Raw genomic sequence first — 21,570 nt, 5'->3', positions numbered from 1 at the left:
ATGGGAGACGTTATTGATATATATGGTTTATCACCTTTGCAAAAAGGAATACTGTTTCATACTTTATACGATCAAGATGATGAACATTCTTTTTCCTATATTGTACAAGTAGGTTTCTTGCTCGGGGGGCAATTGGATGTTGCTACTTTTGAAAAAGCTTGGGAATATGTTATTCAACGACATGAGGTTCTGCGCTCAGTATTTGTTTGGGAAGAAGTAGAAAAACCTCTACAAGCAGTTTACGAACGTCTTCCTTTTACTATTCATCAAGAGGATTGGAGTACCTATTCGCATGAGGAGAAGGAGAAGAAATTACAACAGTTTTTGACTGCAGATCGTAGGAAAGGATTTTTATTGGATGAAGCACCATTGATGAGAGTCACTGCGATTAAAGAAGCAAAAGAGGAAACGAGAATTATCTGGACACATCATCATATTTTGCTAGATGGATGGAGTGTGTCATTGGTCTTTAGTGAAGTGATGGAAGTTTATCTCAAGATGATAAAGGGAGAATTGTTGAATCTTCCTAAATCTCTTCCTTATAAAAAATATATTCAATGGATAAATAAACAAGATCAAAGTCAAGCAGAGGAATTTTGGAAAGAAGAATTAAAAGGATTCTATGCACCTACTCCATTAGCAATGGAAAGAAAGGATCAAGGACAAGAGAAGGGTTATGGGGAGTGTGCTTATCAAGTATCTGAGGAACTTACTGAGAATTTACAAGAGTGGGTACGAAATAGTCGATTAACGTTGAATACGTTAGTACAAGGTGCATGGGCTTATTTGATGAGTAGGTATAGCGGTGACAGTGACGTCGTATTTGGCGTAACTAGCGCTGGACGTCCTACTGATTTAATGGGAGCAGAGAATATGGTGGGGCTATTTATTAACACATTACCTACCAGAATTCGATTAGCGGATAATACATCAGTAGTAGATTGGCTTCGTAAAATACAAATGAAAGAAATGGAACGAAGACAGTATGAGTATAATTCGTTGATAGATATTCAAGGCTGGAGTGAGGTTCCGCGAAATAGCTCCTTATTTCATACCTTGTATGTGTTTGAAAATTATCCAATTCAAGGTGAGAGAAATGATGATTTAAGATTACTAGATGTTACAAGCACGGAACAAACAAATTATCCTTTAACACTCATTGTAATACCCGGTAAGAAAATTACTTTAAAGTTGATGTATGATCGAAGCTATTTTAATGAAGAAGCAATAAATCGGATTCAGAATCACTTATTGCAAATATTAATTCAGATGACGAAGAGCCTAGATTCAAAACTATTTGAAATTACTCATTTAACAGAAGAAGAACAGATACAGTTACTAGAGGAATGGAATCATACTCAAGTTAATTATTCGGCTGAAGGCATGATTCATACGATGTTTGAGGAGCAAGTTAAAAAAACACCGGAAGCAATCGCGGCTAGTTACGAAAATGAACAAATTACCTATAAAGAGTTGGAGAAGCGTGCAAATCAGCTAGCTCATTATTTACAAAAGCATGGTGTAGGCCCAGAGTCTCTAGTTGGGGTATATATGGAACGTTCATTACAAATGATGATAGCGTTATTAGGTATTCTAAAATCAGGAGCAGCGTATGTTCCACTTGACCCTACTTATCCAGAGAGTCGACTTCGATATATATTAGAGGATGCTGGAATCGAAGTACTAGTGACGGAAGAGAATTCTAAAAATTTGTTTGTATCTGAAAATATAGAAACGATTTGTATGAATAAAGATTACACTGCAATTGAAAAAGAAGAAACAACCCCATGTATAAGTGGTGTAACAGGAGAAAATTTAGCGTATGTTATGTATACTTCAGGATCTACAGGGAATCCAAAGGGAGTAATGATTGAGCATCATTCAGTAATTAATTATCTAGAATGGATGCAACATAAATATCCGCTTTCTGAAAAGGATGTGGTCTTGCAGAAAACGCCATTCTCATTTGATGTCTCTGTTTGGGAATTGTTTTGGGGCATTCACGTTGGTGCAAGTGTATCTTTCCTACCTCCAGGTGGAGAAAAAGATCCTTCTATTATAGCTGAAGTGATTAAACAACATCAGGTTACTATAGTTCAATTTGTACCTTCGATGTTATCTGTTTTCTTAGACCACTTCAATCATATTGAATTGAACATGAATTGTTCGTCCGTACGCCATGTATTTTCTGGTGGAGAAGAACTAAGTTCAGGGTTAGTTAGACGTTTTCAACAGAAATGGGATTATAGTGGACAAGTGAAATTAACCAACTTTTATGGGCCAACTGAAGCCACTATTTATGTGAATGCATTTGATATTCAGCCTAATCAAGAATTTGTTTCTATTGGGCAACCAATACAGAACACGCAATTATATGTATTAGACCAAAATCAACGCTTGCAATCAATAGGAATTGAGGGTGAGTTATATATTGGTGGTGCTGGTTTGGCACGTGGATACTTAAATCGTCCGAATCTTACTGCTGAAAAATTCGTTTCGCATCCATTCCAATTGGGAGAACGACTATATCGAACAGGAGATTCAGTAAGATATCTAACTGATGGAAATATAGAATTTATAGGTAGAATGGACCATCAAGTCAAAATACGTGGTTTTAGGATTGAATTAGGAGAAATTGAAGCCACTTTAGAAAAATGTTCGTTTATTAAAGAGGCTGTTGTATTAGTTAGAGAAGATCGTCCAGGTGATCAACGATTGGTTGCATATGTAATAAGCGATGGAAATACCCAAGAGTGGAGAGAGTATTTACAAAACCAATTACCGAATCATATGATTCCAGCGCACTTTATAGAGTTAGAACACTTCCCGCTTACTCCGAATGGGAAAATTGATCGAAAGGCCTTGCCAACACCTGATGAGCAAGCTATTGAAGATTTAAATGTGCTACCTCGGACGCCATCGGAAGAGCTTATTGCCTCGGTTTGGAGTCAAGTGTTAGGAACGGAAAATATTGGTATTCAGGATTCCTTCTTTGAACGTGGTGGGCACTCACTACTTGCTACTCAAATCGTCTCTAGATTGCAAGAACTGTTCCAAATTAAAATTCCATTACGTGAACTTTTCAAGCACGATACAGTGGAAGCATTGGCGAAACGAGTGGATCAGTTACGAAAAGAAGATAAAAAACGAGAGGTTGCTCCTCTTGTACCTATGAAACGAGAAGAAATTATCCCACTTTCCTATGCGCAGAAACGTCTATGGTTTATTGATCAATTAATGCCAAATAGTGCTATGTACAATATTCATGCAGCGTGTCGCTTAACAGGTAAATGGTCAATTGAAGCATTGGAGGTCGGATGGAATCAATTGTTGGAGCGTCATGAATCATTAAGGACGACAATTCTAGAACAAGAGGGTGAACCTTTTCAACAGGTTCAATCTCATGTGTTCAGACATATTCCTCAAACGAATCTAACAGATCTTTCTTTGGAAGATAGGGAAAAAGAAATGCAACGCCTTATTCAAAACGAGGCGGAGGAACCATTTCATTTTGGACAAGATCCTCTGATTCGAACACGAATATTGAAAGTGGACAGGGAAGAATGGGTTCTCATTTGTACGATGCATCATATTATTTCAGATGGATGGTCAATGGGAATCTTACTTGAAGAATGGATGGCTTTTTATGAAGGAGCACTAACTGGAAAACCAGTGGAATTGAAGGAGTTATCTATCCAATATGCAGATTTTGTCATGTGGCAGAAGGAATGGCAAAAAGAGGAGAATTTGAATCAGCATCTTCAATATTGGAAGGAAGAATTATCTGGGGAACTACCGGTTTTACAATTACCGATGGATCGTCCTCGACCTGCAGTTCAAACCCATCGTGGTGCAAGTCAGTCCTTAATAGTGGCGAATTCCCTACAGGAAAAGCTCAAAGATTTAAGTCTGCAAGAAGGATGCACTTTATTTATGACATTGATGGCAGCGTATCAAAGCTTCCTTTCTCGTTATACAGGACAGGACGACATTATAGTTGGAAGCCCAATCGCTAATCGAAATGTGAAAGAGATTGAGGGATTAATTGGATTCTTTGCAAATACGTTGGTTTATCGAGCTGATTTCAGTGAAAATCCGACGTTCCAAGAACTTTTGTCGCAGGTAAGAAAAAAAGCGCTAAAAGCATACGAGTATCAGGACATCCCATTTGAGAAAGTGGTAGAATCCGTAAAACCTGAACGGAATACAAGTCATTCACCAATATTCCAAACTATGTTTACTTTACAGAATACGAAACAAGAGTTTCTTCAGCTATCTGAAAGACAAATGGAACTCATGGAAAGCCATGCTTCTGTTGCCAAATTTGATTTGAGTTTATTTGCTTCTGAGACGGAAGAAGGATTATCACTAACCTTTGAATATAATACTGATTTGTTTAATGATACAACCATTGAGCGTATGGCAAGTCATTTTAAACATTGGTTAAATCAAATTGTCTCTCATCCAAAATGTGTACTATCAGAACTGAATATGTTATCGAAAGTAGAATATAAGCAACTACTAGAGGAATGGAATAAATCGCGTGTTATAGATATGGAAGAAAGTACGATTCATACAATGTTTGAAGAACAGGTGAAAAAAACACCAGAAGCAATTGCAGTAGTGTGCGAAGATGAAGAACTAACATATCGAGAGTTGGACGAACGCTCGAATCAGTTGGCACATTATTTACAGAAAAATGGTGTAGGTTGCGAATCATTGGTTGGGATTTGTGTTACACGTTCATCTGAGATGATTGTAGGCCTCTTAGGAATTATGAAGGCAGGAGGAGCATATGTCCCAATTGATCCAGCGTATCCGGAAAGTCGACTGCAATATATTTTAGAGGATACTCAAATAAAGGTACTGGTGACACAGGAAAAGTTACAACAAAAAATGGTTATACCTAAATTTGTTGACGTGATTTGTATTGATCGTAATCGAGCAGAAATAGAACAAGAAGTAACTACGGTATGTATGAGTGAAGTGACGGGCGATAACTTAGCCTATATTATCTATACTTCAGGTTCCACTGGAAATCCAAAGGGAGTAATGATTGAGCACAGGAATACAGTAACAATGATTCATTGGGCGCATCGCACGTATTCCCGAAAGGAATTAGCGGGAGTGTTAGCTTCAACTTCGCTATCTTTTGATTTATCCGTTTTTGAATTATTTGTTCCCTTAACGATGGGTGGTAAGGTGATTGTCACTGAAAATGCTCTACATCTAGAGAAGTTGTCTACCAAAGGTGTAACTTTGGTTAATACTGTGCCATCGGTAGCGAAGGAACTGGTTCGAGCAAAAACAATCCCTTCTTCGGTAAAGGTGATGAATTTGGCTGGAGAACCATTGCCATATTCGCTTGTTCAAGATTTATACGAGAGAAGTACAATCGAAAAGGTGTACAACCTATATGGACCGTCCGAAGATACTACGTATTCCACGTATATGGAATTAGAAAAGGGTGTCATGCATAGGGTACCACCAATTGGTAAACCAATATTCAATACAGAAGTATATGTACTAAGTGCCGAACAAAAAATGGTTCCAATTGGTGTAGTTGGTGAGCTATACATTGGTGGATCAGGGTTAGCACGTGGATATTTAAACCGCCCTGACTTAACGCAAAATCTTTTTATATCGCATCCGTTTAAAGAAGGAGAGCGAGTATACCGGACTGGAGATCTAGTAAGGTATTTACCAGATGGAAATTTGGAGTATGTTGGACGAATTGATCATCAAGTAAAAATTCGTGGGTTCCGGATTGAACTAGGAGAAATTGAAGCGGCATTACAAAGGCATATATTAGTTAACGAAGCTATTGTAATGGTGCGGGAAGATTATCCTGGCGATCCACGTTTGATCGCCTATGTTGTAGGAGACGGGGATGCTCAAAAGTGGCGTGATTATCTCAAGGATCAACTACCAAATTATATGATTCCATCCTATTTTGTTGGATTAAATGCATTTCCACTCACTCCTAATGGGAAAATTGATAGGAAGGCTTTACCAGCACCAGAGAAGCAGGAGATAGCGAGTTGTTATATTGCCCCTCGTACGTCTACGGAAAAAACAATTGTTTCGATATGGCATGAAGTTTTAGGTATGGAAAACATCGGAATTCAGGATTCGTTTTTTGAAATTGGTGGACATTCATTACTTGCTACGCAAGCTGTTTCCAATCTTAAAGAGGCTTTTGGAATCGAGATACCATTGCATGATTTATTTATATTTCATACGGTGCAGCAATTGGCAGAACAGATTGATCAATTGCTCTATAACAAAAATCAAGAAATGCAGAATGATAGTAAGGAGAATGTAAGTCTTCAAGACTATATTCAAAAAGAAGCAGAAGTCAGTAATGATGAAGAATTATTAGAACTGCTTAAGCAATTAGAAGAGCTATCAGAGGAAGAAGCACATGGGATATTCGAGAGTAATTTGATTGAGGAAGGGGTAAAAAAATGAGAAGTGATTTACTTGCAAAGCTGAGTTCACTTTCTCCTGAGAAGAGAGCATGGCTTCAGAAGCAAATGCAAAAAAAGGAGAATAAAGAAGCACTCCCGTTGTCTTATGCACAACAACGTTTGTGGTTTATGGACAGATTTAACCCAAACAGTTCTTTATATAATATTCCAACAGTATGGCATCTAAAAGGAAATTGGATACCTGAAGCATTAGAGAAGGGATTCAATCGACTCATTGAACGTCATGAATCATTACGAACTGTTTTTAAAGAAATAGGAGAACAGCCTGTGCAACAAATTGTCGAATTCCTTCCTAGCGCATTATCTGTAAGGGATTACTCTCAACTTCCTCTAGAAGTAAAAGAAAAAGAGGTAGATAGTTTAATTGCGAGAGAAGCGCAAGAACCATTTGATTTAATGAATGGTCCTTTAATTCGTAATCAGCTTGTTCAATTAGAGAAGGATGAATGGTTATTACTGTGTACGATGCATCATATTATTTCTGATGCTTGGTCCATTGGTATATTCATGAATGAATGCCTTGCTTTCTATGAAGAAGAAACAGGCGGAAATCCTGCTAAATTAAGTTCATTATCTATTCAATATGCAGACTTTGCGAAGTGGCAAAAGGAGTGGTTGCAAGGTGATGTGCTAAATCGTCAGCTTACGTATTGGCAGGAAGAATTGTCTGGTGAGCTTCCTATCTTACAACTGCCAGTGGATCGACCTCGACCGGTTAAGCAGACTTACTCTGGGGCTGCGCATCACGTGATTTTTCCTTATAAATTGCTCAGTCAATTGAAGGATATAAGTCGACAAGAAGGATCCACTTTATTTATGACTTTAATGGCCGCATACCAGAGCTTTCTCGCTCGTTATACGGGACAAAAAGATATTCTAGTTGGTAGCCCGATTGCAAATCGGAACCATAAGGGAGTAGAAGGATTAATTGGTTTCTTTGTTAATACATTGGTTTATCGATCAGATTTGAGTGGCACCCCTACTTTTCGGGAGATTTTGAACCAAACAAAGAAAAAGGCGTTAAAAGCTTACGAATATCAAGATATACCATTTGAAAAAATGGTAGAAGCTGTGCAACCTGAACGAAGCATGAGTCATTCCCCTATATTTCAGACCATGTTTACGCTACAGAATATAAAACAAGAACGACTAGATTTGCCTGATAGAAGTATTGAAATGGTAGAAAGTAATATGTCTATTGCTAAATTTGATTTGAGCTTAACTGCCTATGAAGTGGAAGAAGGTCTATTCGTCTCATTTGAATACAACACGGATTTATTTGATAGTAGTACCATTGCACGTATGGCAGGACATTTTGAGAACTGGCTAAATGAAATCACGTATCATCCAGATGAATCATATACAAAGCTGTCAATGTTATCGGATACTGAGCAAAAACAACTCTTAGAAGAATGGAATGATACGGACGTAGTTTATGGTCATGATTGTATGATTCATGAGCTATTTGAGCAACAAGTTGCACGGACACCTGATGCAGTGGCGGTAGTTTATGAGGGTGGAAAGCTAACGTATCAAGAACTAAATGAAAAATCGAATCAATTGGCACATTTTCTACAAAAACGAGGTATCGGACCTGAATCATTGGTTGGTATATGTATTGAACGTTCTCCTGATATGATTATCGGTCTCTTTGGGATTTTGAAGGCAGGTGGGGCTTATGTCCCACTGGACCCAAGTTATCCTGAAAACCGCCTGAGATATATTTTGGAGAATTCACAAATTCAAGTGCTGTTAACAAAAGAGGCACTACAGGACTGGTTACCTAAAGATATTCAAGCAATTTGTTTAGACCGGGATCAAGTGATGATTTCTAAAGAGAGTAATTTAGCTCCGGTAAGTGGAGTAACAGCAAATAACTTAGCCTATATTATATACACTTCGGGTTCGACGGGAAATCCAAAGGGGGTAATGATTGAACATCATTCCGTTATCAACCGCCTACAGTGGATGCAGAAAAAATACCCATTGTCCGGGGAGGATACAATCCTACAAAAGACACCGTTTTCATTTGATGTTTCTGTATGGGAATTATTTTGGTGGTCATTTGTAGGAGCACGTGTTTGTTTACTTCCACCAGGAGGAGAGAAAGATCCTGCGGTGATTGAGGAGTATATTGAACGATATCGCGTGTCCACCATGCACTTTGTTCCGTCGATGTTATCTACTTTCTTAGATTATATGGAACTATATAATTCGAAAAGGGATGTATCGTCTTTAATTCAAGTTTTTACTAGTGGAGAAGCGTTAAACACTGAGCAGGTTCGCCGGTTTAAGGGGATCTTTTACAATGTTCAGCAAACAAAGTTAATTAACTTGTATGGTCCTACTGAAGCAACTGTGGATGTGACTTATTACGATTGTGATTTAGAAAAAGAACCAATGCTTATTCCGATTGGTCGTCCGATTGATAATACAGAGTTGTATGTGTTAGATCAATATCAACAAGTCGTCCCGATTGGTGTGGCAGGGGAACTTTACCTTGGAGGAGTAGGATTAGCACGTGGCTACTTCAATCGACCGGATTTAACTACTGAACGTTTTATTCCGCATCCCTTTAAGGATGGGGAACGATTATATCGAACGGGTGACTTGGTGAGATATATGAATGATCGTAACTTAGAATATATTGGAAGAATAGATAACCAAGTTAAAATTAGAGGATTCCGAATTGAATTGGGAGAAATTGAAGCAGCTTTACATGATCACTCATCTGTAAAAGAGGCAGTCGTGTTGGTGAAGGAAGATCGACCAGGAGATAAGCAGTTAATAGCTTATGTAGTGGGTGAAGGCGATACTGGGGAGTGGCGTGAATATCTCAAGAAGCAACTGCCACATTATATGGTTCCGGCATACTTTTTCAAAATTGAAGTTATGCCACTCACTCCAAATGGTAAGGTGAATCGGAAAGCCTTACTGGAATTAGAAGAACAGTTCATAAGTGAAGATATTACTTCATCACGAACACCAGTGGAGGAGCTTATCGTTTCCGTTTGGAGCCAAGTGTTAGGAATAAAAAATATTAATGTTCAGGATTCCTTTTTTGAAATCGGTGGTCATTCACTACTAGCTACTCAAGTAGTTTCACGTTTACAGGGAATTTTTCAAATTGAATTACCAGTACGTGAACTATTTGAATATACAACGGTGGAGTCACTGGCAAAGCGATTAGATCAGTTACGTAAAGGAGATGAAAAACGAGAGATTCCGCCGCTGATACCAATGAAACGAGGAGAAGCTATCCCACTATCTTATGCCCAACAACGCTTATGGTTCATTGATCAATTTACACCTAATAGTGCCCTTTACAATATACCAATGGTATGCCGCCTTACAGGGAATTGGCTACTTGAAGCATTGGAAACGGGATGGAATCAACTAATAGAACGTCATGAATCACTGCGGACGGTCTTTCACGAAGTGAACGGTCAACCCGTACAGCAAATTGAACCGTATGCTTTTCAATCAATTCCGAAAACGGATTTAACTATGCTTTCTTCTGAAGACCAAGAAGAAGAAGTTAAACGTTTAATTCAACAAGAAACAGAAGTGCCATTTGATTTAACAGAGGGTCCATTAATCAGGACAAGTATTTTGCACGTGGGAGAGGAAGAATGGATACTCCTTTGTACTCTACATCATATCATTTCAGATGGATGGTCAATGGGAATCCTACTTGAAGAATGGATGGCATTTTATGAGAAAGCAACGGATGGAAAGGTAGCGGAACTTGAACCATTACCGGTTCAATATGCCGACTTTGCTCAGTGGCAAAAAGGATGGCTAAAGGAGGAGGTGCTTGATCAACAACTCCAATATTGGAGGGAAGAATTGTCTGGGGAGCTTCCTGTACTCCAACTTCCTGTGGATCGCCCGCGTCCCGCAATACAAACTCATCACGGGTCGATATACACTCTGGTTCTGCCAAGCACGCTACATGATAAATTGAATGAACTTAGTCGAAAAGAAGGGGCTACACTCTTCATGACGCTTTTAGCTGCATATCAAAGTTTTCTATCTCGTTATACGGGACAAGAAGATATCCTGGTCGGAAGCCCAATTGCGAATCGGAATTATAGAGAAATTGAAGGACTAATTGGTTTCTTCGTTAACACGCTGGTTTATCGAGCTAATTTAAGTGGTAGACCGACATTTCAAGATGTACTGTATCAGGTTCGTCAAAAGGCATTGAAGGCGTATGAATATCAAGATATTCCATTTGAAAAAATTGTAGAAGTTGTGCAACCGGAGCGAAGTACAAGTCATTCGCCAATCTTCCAGACTATGTTCATCTTGCAAAATATGAAACAAGAATTACCGGTGTTGTCTAGTAGAAGTATTGAAATGATAGAAAGCTATAGTCCAATTGCAAAGTTTGATTTAAGTGTAATGGCAGTTGAGACGGAAGAGGGATTACTTTTTACTTTTGAGTACAATAAGGATTTATTCAATGCTACTACTATTGAACGGATGGCAGGACACTTTGAGAAATGGCTACATGAAGTTTCTCATCGCCCACAAAATCCGTTGCATGACCTGAGCATGCTATCAGAACCCGAACGTACTTTGTTATTAGAAACATGGAATGACACTGTAATGGAAATGTCTCATCAGGGTCTTGTTTGCGACAAATTTGAGGAGCAAGTAGCAAGGCGTCCTGATGCGATTGCGGTAGTTGATCAAACAAAACAGTGGACTTATGGTGAACTGGATGCACAAGCAAATCAGTTGGCAAATGTTTTACAGCGAAAGGGAGTAGCCCCAGAGTCAGTGGTAGGAGTTTATCTTCCGAGGTCAGCTGAGCTGATGGCAAGTTTACTAGGCATTTTAAAAGCTGGTGGAGCTTATGTCGTTTTAGATCCGTTGTATCCAAAATCAAGGTTAGAATACATGATTGAAGATGCAGGAATTCAATTTGTAGTGACGGCGGAAGGGCAAGAAGGACATTTCGCACACGTCGAAATGGTGAGGCTAGAAGAATTAACGGTGGAAAGCGTAATCGCACCTACACGTCAAATAAATCCAGAGAACTTAGCCTATATTGTCTATACCTCTGGTTCTACAGGAAAACCGAAGGGTGTCATGGTTGAATATCGCTCATTAATGAATATGGTTTCTTGGCATCAGGAAGTTTATCATATTTCAGCAGAGGATCGTGCGACTCAGATTGCAGGGGTTGCTTTTGATTCGGCTGTCCAGGAGATTTGGCCGTATCTAACTGCTGGCGCAGCACTCTACTTGTCAACAGAGGAACTGAGAATTAATCCAGAAGCACTAAGGGACTGGCTCATCGATTCACGAATAACAGCTAGCTTTGCACCTACGCCTATTCTGGAAAGGCTCTTGAAATTATCTTGGCCAGATAAAACGGATCTTCGTTTTATCATTACTGGTGGGGATCAATTAACGCAGTACCCATCTAACGATATTCCTTTTGCGGTAATTAATCAGTATGGTCCATCGGAAAATACCGTTGTTACCACAGATTGTTATGTACCTGTAGGAGTGACAACAGGTACGCCATCGATTGGTCGACCGATTGCGAATACAGAAGTTTATGTGTTAGATTCTCATCTTCAGCTAGTACCAATTGGTGTAATTGGAGATCTCTATATTGGAGGGAAGAGTCTTGCACGTGGATATGCTAATCGTCCGGATCTTACAAAGGAAAAATTTATTCCACATCCTTTCAAGTCAGGAGAACGTCTCTATTATACAGGAGACAAAGCAAGTTATCTTTCTGATGGTAATCTCCAGTTCCATGGACGTATAGATGACCAAGTGAAAATTCGTGGTTTCCGGATTGAATTGGGAGAAATAGAAGCTGTTTTGCAGGCACATTCTTCTGTGAAGGAAGCAGTTGTATTGGTACGAGAGGATAATCAAGGTAACAAGAGATTAGTAGCTTATGTAGTTGGTGAAGGAAGTTTACATGAATGGCGAGAACATCTACAAACACATTTACCTAATTACATGGTTCCAACAAACTTTATTGAGATGGAATTTTTACCACTTACACCGAATGGAAAACTTGATTTGAAGGCATTGCCTATACTTAGTGAACAATCCGTCGAAAATACTGTATACCTACGAACTCCGCTGGAAGAACTTATCGCTTCAGTGTGGAGTCAAGTGCTAGGAATAAAAGAAATTGGTGTTCAGGATTCTTTCTTTGAGCTTGGTGGTCACTCTCTACTTGCTACACAAGTGGTCTCACGCTTACAGGAAGTCTTTCAAATCAAATTACCGGTACGTGAACTGTTCGAATATTCAACGGTCGAGGCATTATCGAAACGAATAGATCAGTTACGTAAGGGGAGCGAAAAACGAGAAATTCCACCATTGGTGCCGATGGAACGCGGAAATAATATTCCACTATCTTATGCCCAACAGCGCTTATGGTTTATTGATCAATTTGCACCTAATAGTGCACTTTATAATATGCCAATGGCATGCCGCCTTACAGGGAATTGGTTACCTGAAGCATTGGAGTTGGGATGGAATCAGTTGATAGAGCGTCACGAATCTTTGCGGACTGTATTTTATGAAGAGGATGGCTATCCTGTGCAGCAGATTCAACCGTACGTTTTCCGTCCGCTTCTCCAAATGGATTTAACTAAGCTTTCATTAGAGGAGCGAGAAAGAAAGTTGGAGCAATGGATTCAAACTGAAGTCGAATCTCCATTTGATTTAGAACAAGGGCCATTGTTCCGTGGGAAACTCATAAGAATTTCAGAAGAAGAATGGGTTCTTCTGTGTAATATGCATCATATTATCTCAGATGGATGGTCGATGGAAATCTTACTTCAAGAATGGATGGCATTTTATGAGAATGCGATTGGTGAAAAACAAGCAGAGCTGGAACCACTACCAGTTCAATATGCCGATTTTGCTCAGTGGCAAAGAGAATGGTTGAAAGATGAAGTACTATATCAACAACTTGCATATTGGAAGGAAGAATTATCTGGTGAGCTACCAGTCTTAATGTTGCCAATGGATCGTCCGCGTCCGCCAGTGCAAACCCATCATGGATTAACTCATAATGTTTTGTTGTCACGCTCATTACTGGATAAATTAAACGAACTAAGTCGTCAAGAAGGGGCCACACTTTTCATGACCTTATTGGCATCGTATCAAAGTTTCCTTGCTCGTTATACGGGACAAACGGATATTATTGTTGGCAGCCCAATTGCAAATCGAAATTATCGAGAAATTGAGGGGCTAATTGGTTTCTTTGTCAACACCTTGGTTTATCGAGCTGATTTAAGTAATGCACCGGCATTTCAAGAGTTGTTATCTCAAGTACGGATAAAAGCATTGAAGGCGTATGAGTATCAAGATGTTCCGTTTGAGAAAATTGTAGAGGTTATCCAACCTGAACGAAATACAAGCCATTCTCCGATTTTCCAAACCATGTTTACTTTGCAAAATACGGGACAGAAGCTACCAGAACTACATGGAAGAAATATAGAAGTAATGGAAAGTAATGCTCCAATCGCTAAGTTTGATTTAAGTTTAACAGCTGCAGAAGTGGAAGAGGGTTTATTACTTACTTTTGTTTATAGAACTGATTTATTTGACAGCTTAACTATTGAATCCATGGCTGAACATTTTGGAAACTGGTTGAATGTAATCGTGGAGAATCCTGATAAATCATTAGCTAAGTTGCCTATATTATCAGGATTACAGCAAAAACAGTTGGAAGAGTGGAATAATAATGCTGTAGCATATCTACGGGAAAGTACGATTCATCAGTTGTTTGAAGAGCAAGTAAATCGTACACCTGATGCGGTAGCAGTGGTAGATGAAAAACAGCAGTTAACATATCGAGAGCTGAATGAAAAAGCTAATCAATTGGCCCACTATCTTCAGCAATGTGGGATTGGGACTGAATCATTAGTTGGAATTTGCTTTGAGCGTTCAGTTGAGATGATTGTTAGTATTATGGGGATCTGGAAGGCTGGAGCAGCATATGTTCCATTGGACCCATCATATCCAGAAAGTCGCATACAATATATTTTGGAGGACACTGAAATTCAAGTATTAGTTACGAATGAGTCATTAGAAGGTTGGATCCCCAAAGAAGTCAAGGCAGTTTGTCTAGATAGGGATCAGGCAATGATTTCAAAAGAAAGCATTCTTTCACCAAAATGTGAAGTAACAGGAGAAAACCTAGCGTATGTTATCTATACTTCGGGATCGACGGGGAACCCAAAGGGTGTCTTGATACAGCATCATTCTGTAATAAACTTGTCGCATGGTTTACAAAAAGAGGTTTTCGAACATGAGATACCATCTAACATGCATGTCGGTTTAAATGCGTCAATTGCCTTTGATGCATCTATTCAGCAATTACAAATGCTGCTTTATGGTTCAAGTTTGTATATTATTCCAAGCGAAGTACGAAGTGATCCGGAGCAGTTTGTAGCTTATATTAGGGAGAACAAGTTAGAAATCTTTGATATAACACCTTCATTGCTTCAATTACTTATAGATGTCGGATTGTTAGAAACGTGCGATTGCGTTCATGTTCCAAGTAAGGTACTGGTTGGTGGTGAAGCAATTATGCCGTCATTATGGGAACAGCTAGTAGAGACTGATAAAATCCAGTTTTATAATGTATATGGTCCTACAGAATGTACGGTTGATGCAACATGCTATCATATCAAAAAAGATAGTAAGAGAGTAACAATTGGGCGTCCATTGCCTAACATCCAAACTTATGTATTAGATAGAAATAGGTTGCCAGTTCCAGTTGGTGTGATGGGGGAACTTTATATCGGAGGAGCAGGTCTAGCAAGGGGGTACTTGAATCGTCCAGAGTTAACATCCGAACGATTTATTTCTCATCCATTCAAAGAAGGCGAGAGGTTATATAGAACAGGTGATCTTGTGAGATATCTTCCTGATGGTAATATAGACTACTTGGGAAGAATGGATAATCAAGTGAAGATTAGAGGATTTCGAATTGAACTTGGAGAGATTGAGTCGACTTTACAAGAGCATGACTTGGTAAAAGAGGCAGTTGTAATGGTTAGGGAAAATCAGTCGGGAGATAAGAGGCTGGTAGCTTATGTAGTGGGCGAAGGCAATTTAGAAGAATGGCGAGAGTATCTTAAAACAAAGCTGCCAATCCATATGATACCTTCCTACTTTGTCGAAATGAAAGAATTACCGCTAACCATAAATGGAAAGATTGATCGGAAATCGTTACCTATACCAGATTATCAAGGAACACAAGAAGGATACGTGGCCCCAAGAAATGAACGTGAACATAAGCTTTCTATCATTTGGGAACGTGTGCTAGGTTCAAAACGTATTGGTATGAATGATAACTTCTTTGAAATTGGTGGAGATTCAATTCTTAGCATTCAGATTGTCGCGCGCGCGAAGCAAGCTGGTTTACAATTGACACCAAAACAAATATTTGAACACCAAACGATTGCTGAGTTGGCGCAAGTAGTCAAAGAAGAACAAGGTGTACAAGCTGAACAAGGAATTATAACTGGAGAGACGATACTTACACCTATTCAGCAAAGGTTTTTTGCACAAAATCATCCTAACCCACATCATTGGAATCAATCCATGTTCTTCAGAACGAAAGAGAAATTGGACATAGGATCACTGGAAAAGGCGGCAGGTAACCTTCTACTTCATCATGATGCTCTGCGTTTAAGATATGAACGTTTACCTAATGGGGTTTGGAAACAGTGGAATGAAGGAATAGAAGAACAATTGATGCTTACTGTCATTTCATTAGACGAAGTGCCGGAAGCGGATTGGCATCAGGTTATTCAAAAAGAGATTAATGTTGCACAAGAAAGTTTGAATTTACATGAGGGTCCGCTAATGAGAATGGTGTATTTTGATGAAGGTGAGCACGCTGGCCGATTATTTTGGACAATTCATCATTTAGCCGTGGATGGTGTTTCTTGGCGAATTTTATTGGAAGATTTGCAAACAGCATATACGCAAGTAGTCCAAGGTCAGAAAATTCAATTATCTATGAAGAGTACATCTTTTAAAGAATGGTCGGAGAAATTACATCATTACGCTGAAACTGGACTATCAAAAGAAGTGCTACATTACTGGGAGGAGCAGGCTGAACAAGACGTAGTTAAATTGCCGGTAGATGGTACTATAAGTAATCCAGTAAGCGCAGTAACTGAGGAAATTACTGTGGTGTTAAATGAGAATGAGACCCGTATGTTATTGCAAGAGACTTTAAGCATTCACCGTGTCCAAATCAATGAAGTATTATTAGCAGCATTAGTACAAGCTACGGCAGCATGTACGGGGCAGCCGATATTGAGCGTAGATTTAGAGGGACATGGTCGAGAAGAGATTATTGAAGATGTTGATTTATCGAGAACTGTGGGATGGTTTACAAGTATTTACCCAGTTCATTTAAATATTACTAGTGCTAATACCCCAATTGCAGCATTAAAAGCAGTTAAAGAACAAGTTCGCAAAATTCCTAATAAGGGTGTTGATTATGGGGTGTTGCGTTACATGAACACAACAATGTGTGAGCCATTAAGCTCCCAATATACACCGTCTATTAGTTTTAACTATCTTGGACAATTTGACCAAATGTTTTCTAGCGATGCAATGTTTATCCCGGAGAACGAATTTAAGCGTTTAGATCATGCTGCCGGTTCCAAGCGATCGCATGTAATTGATGTAATTGGGGTTGTAACGGATGGAAAACTTCAGTTCACTTGGGTATACAATGTTGGACAATTTGCCAAATCAACGATTCAAAGTATTGCACAGAATATGCTATATCAACTGAGTACATTGATTCAATTTTCAGATAGAGAATCTGCACTGACCATTTCGGATTTTGCAATGGCTAATCTTAGCCAAGAAGGTTTGACAAATGTACTAAACAAAATGCATCGCGGAAAGAACAATCAGATTACTGATTTATATCCACTATCACCTTTGCAAGAAGGTATGATTTTCCACACATTGCATGACCAAGGGGATGAACATGTTGCACCGTATATAGTGCAATTGAGTTTTATGATTCGAGGAAAAATGAATATTTCTACATTTGAGCAGGCGTGGAAATCTGTAATTCAGCGGCATGAAATTTTTCGTACAGCATTTGTATGGGACGAAATTGAAGAACCTGTACAAGTGGTTTATGAAAATATCCCATTTAAAGTGAACAAAGAAGACTGGCGTACAATGACAAGTGAAGAGATAGAGGAAAAAAGAAAAGTCTTTTTGGCATTAGATCGAAAACAAGCCTTCCAATTTGATGAAGCACCATTGATGCGGGTAACAGTCATTCAAGAAGGTGAGGAAGAATATCGGATTGTTTGGACCCATCACCATATTTTACTGGATGGATGGAGTTTACCATTAGTATTTAATGAATTACTTACAGTCTATCAGAAGAGAATGAATGGAGAAGCTGTGAAGTTACCTAAGTCCTCACCATATAAGAAATATATCCAATGGTTAAGAGAGCAAGATAAGGAGCAGGCGGAACAATTCTGGAGAGAGAAGCTAAAAAGTTTTACTGCGCCAACTTTGCTGGGCTTAGAAAGTAAAGAGGAAGAAAAAGGTTACACAGAGAAGGTTACGTATTTATCAGAAGAGCAGACTCAAGCGTTACAAGGATGGGCGAAACGCAATAAACTTACTTTGAGTACAGTAATTCAAGGTGCATGGGCATATCTCATGAGCCGATATAGTGGAGAAAATGACATTGTTTTTGGTGTAACAAGCTCAGGGCGTTCTACGGAGATTATTGATGTTGAAAACATCGTAGGTCCTTTCATTACAACGTCACCGACGCGAATTCAATTGATGGATGATATAAAATTAATAGATTGGTTGCAGAAGATACAAGAGGAAGAGATAGAAAGAAGACAATATGAGTATGCTTCTTTGACAGAGATTCAGGGGTGGAGTGAAGTTCCTAGAGGAATACCGCTGTTCAATAGTTTATATGTGTTTGAAAATTATCCAGTGAAAGAGGAGTCTTCAGAAAATCTGGAAATTGGTGAATTGGAAGGGGTAGAACAAACCCACTACCCATTAGGGTTAGCTGTAGTTCCAGGAATCCAGTTATCGTTAAAGTTAATGTATGACCGTAGTAAGTTTAATAGAGTAACCATTGAACGAATGCTGGGTCATTTACACCAAGTGTTAATGCAAATGCTCAAAAACATTGATCAAAATCTATCGGAGCTAGTATATATTACGGAAGCTGAACAAAGAAAGCTATTGGAAGAATGGAATAATAATACTATATCCTATCCACGTGAGAATGCAATCCATCAACTATTCGAAGAGCAAGTAAATCGTACGCCTGACGCGTTGGCAGTGGTAGATGAAAAACAGCAACTAACATATCGAGAGCTGAATGAAAGAGCTAATCAATTAGCCCATCATTTACAGAAATGTGGAATTGGGACAGAGTCATTAGTTGGCCTTTGCTTTGAGCGTTCAGTTGAGATGGTTGTTGGTCTCATGGGAATTTGGAAGGCTGGAGCAGCCTATGTTCCATTAGATCCATCGAATCCGGAAAGCCGCCTGCAATATATTTTAGAAGACACGGGAATTAGAGTGTTAGTTACAAATGAGGTATTACTAGGATGGATACCTAAAGACATCAAGACAGTTTGCCTAGATAGGGACCAAGCAATGCTTTCTCAAGAAAGCAAACTTTCACCAATATGTGAGGTAACAGGGGAAAACTTAGCGTATGTTATCTATACTTCTGGTTCGACAGGGAATCCAAAGGGGGCTTTAGTACAGCACCATTCTGTAATAAACCTATCCTATGGTTTACAAAAAGAAGTTTTCTCACATGACATACCTAGTAATATGCGCGTCGGTTTGAATGCGTCAATTGCCTTTGATGTATCTATTCAGCAATTACAAATGCTGCTGTATGGTTCAAGTTTATATATTATCCCAAGTGAAGTTCGCACTAATCCGGAACGATTTGTGTCTTATATTAGGGAGAATAAATTGGAAATGTTTGATATGACACCTTCATTACTTCAATTACTTATAGATGGAGGATTACTAGAAACAAGTGCTGATGTTCATGTACCAAGTAAGATATTAGTCGGTGGTGAAGCAATCATGCCGTCATTATGGAAACAGCTAGTAGAGACTGAAAAAATTGATTTTTATAACGTATACGGTCCTACAGAATGTACGGTTGATGCAACGTGTTATCATATCGAAATAGATAGTAAGAGAGTTACAATTGGACGTCCGTTGCCGAACGTTCAAACTTATGTATTAGATAAAAATTTGTTACCTGTTCCAGTTGGTGTAACAGGTGAGCTATATATTGGTGGTGCAGGTATAGCGCGAGGATACTTGAATCGTCCAGAATTAACAACAGAGCGATTCATCCGTCATCCATTTAATGAAGAAGAGCGTTTATATCGTACGGGAGATTTGGTTCGTTATTTACCTGATGGTAATTTAGATTACTTGAGAAGAATTGATAATCAAGTGAAAATTAGGGGCTTTCGTATTGAACTTGAAGAGATTGAAGCGAGTATAGAGAGGCATCCATTGGTAAAAGAAGCAGTAGTTTTGGTAACAGAGGATAAATTAGGAGAGCAGAGATTGGTTGCTTATGTAGTTGGAGATGGAAGTATGCATGACTGGCGTGAATATCTCAAGACACAAGTACCGAATTATATGGTTCCCGCACACTTTATAAAGGTAGACAAGATTCCTCTTACACCGAATGGAAAAGTTGATCGAAAGGCATTGAACAGTTTAACAATTCAAAGAGAAAATAATTTGTCTACACCAATCATTCCAAGGGATGAAATTGAATATCAGTTGATTAAAATCTGGCAGGATGTGTTACAGATAGAAGATGTCTATGTAAATGATGATTTCTTTAATAGAGGGGGACATTCTCTCCTTGTAATTAAATTGATTTCAAAAATTAAGGAGAAGTTTGGAAAAGAGATTAAGGTGTCTACATTGATTAAGAATCCAACAGTGGAAGGAATCGCATGCCTTATTCGTGATAAGCATGATATGACGAAATCAGTAGTAGCGCTAGTTCCACTACAAGAATCAGAGAAAAGACCTTTCTTCTGCGTTCATCCGTTTATGGGGAATGTATTCTGTTACATTCAACTAGCAAGATTGCTTAAGAACCATTGTTCATTTTATGGTTTACAGAATCCTCTTATAGAAAAGAAAGAAATTGACGAGTTAACTTTGCCGGAAGTAATTCAACTTTACATCGAAGAAATCAAACGTGTTCAGCCAGAAGGTCCATATCGTCTTGGAGGATGGTCTTTAGGCGGTGCAATTGCTTATAAAATCGCAACTGTACTAAAGAATCAAGGTGAGGAAGTTGAGTTGTTGATACTAATGGATACTAAAGTACCTTCAGAGCAGGACTATAAAACAAGAGAAGAAATGCTCTCATATATATATGAGCATTTCATTCCTAGAGATTTTACTGAGCAGGAAGAAGGCCTCATCCATAAACAAGATATGCTTGTGGAGCGATTAATTATGGAGGGAGTACTCCCGCCTGATGCAGATCTTATGAATTTGAAGCAAGTTATCAATGCTCATAGGAAATGCCTGAACTTAATGGCAGAGCATGATTTAATACCATACTCTGGAGAAGTTCTCTACTTTAGTGCTGAGGAAGGAAAAGAGTTGTTTACAGATTGGGGACCTTTATTAAAAGGTAGAGTAAATAGGTATTCAGTCCCTGGATCACATGAGGAAATAGTAGGTTCACCTGCAGTTGAAAAAATAGCTATGTATCTACTAAATGAATTTGAAGGAATAAAAGAGAAGTCCATTTTATTAACGGAAAAGTAGAGAGTATAAAAGATGCAAAGCAATGAACGAAAAGGGGAGACCAATACCTGCATATCAAGTGTAGGGAATAATGAATATATTAAGAGCATTACTTTTTAAGGGGATAATGTAAAAAGTAATTGGTAGAGACATAGAAATCTTTGTAATAGAAGCGAATGCCTGATGATATTACTGAGGGAAGGTGCATATTTTCATTGATATGTAAATATGCACCTTTTCT

2 protein-coding genes are annotated in these 21,570 nt (G+C 38.7%); both read left to right on the top strand.

The features are described from left to right. Positions 1–6,471, top strand: coding sequence for an amino acid adenylation domain-containing protein (locus ACUN13_RS11885; RefSeq protein WP_445423789.1), 6,471 nt, complete (start codon positions 1–3; stop codon positions 6,469–6,471). After that, entirely contained in the window at positions 6,468–21,350 is a 14,883-nt protein-coding gene (locus tag ACUN13_RS11880; RefSeq protein ID WP_445423788.1) for a non-ribosomal peptide synthase/polyketide synthase, read from the top strand. Before ACUN13_RS11885 ends, ACUN13_RS11880 begins: the two co-directional genes overlap by 4 nt. Positions 21,351–21,570 lie beyond the last annotated feature (220 nt).

It is taken from the genome of Bacillus cereus group sp. Bce041, from assembly GCF_052646455.1.
The sequence above is the reverse complement of the archived record's forward strand: the minus strand, read 5'-3'. Positions and strand labels throughout refer to the sequence as shown.

Excerpts from the sequence above, each read along its gene's own strand:
- ACUN13_RS11880 (WP_445423788.1), top strand. The coding sequence starts at position 6,468 with ATGAGAAGTGATTTACTTGCAAAGCTGAGTTCACTTTCTCCTGAGAAG.
- ACUN13_RS11885 (WP_445423789.1), top strand. The coding sequence starts at position 1 with ATGGGAGACGTTATTGATATATATGGTTTATCACCTTTGCAAAAAGGA.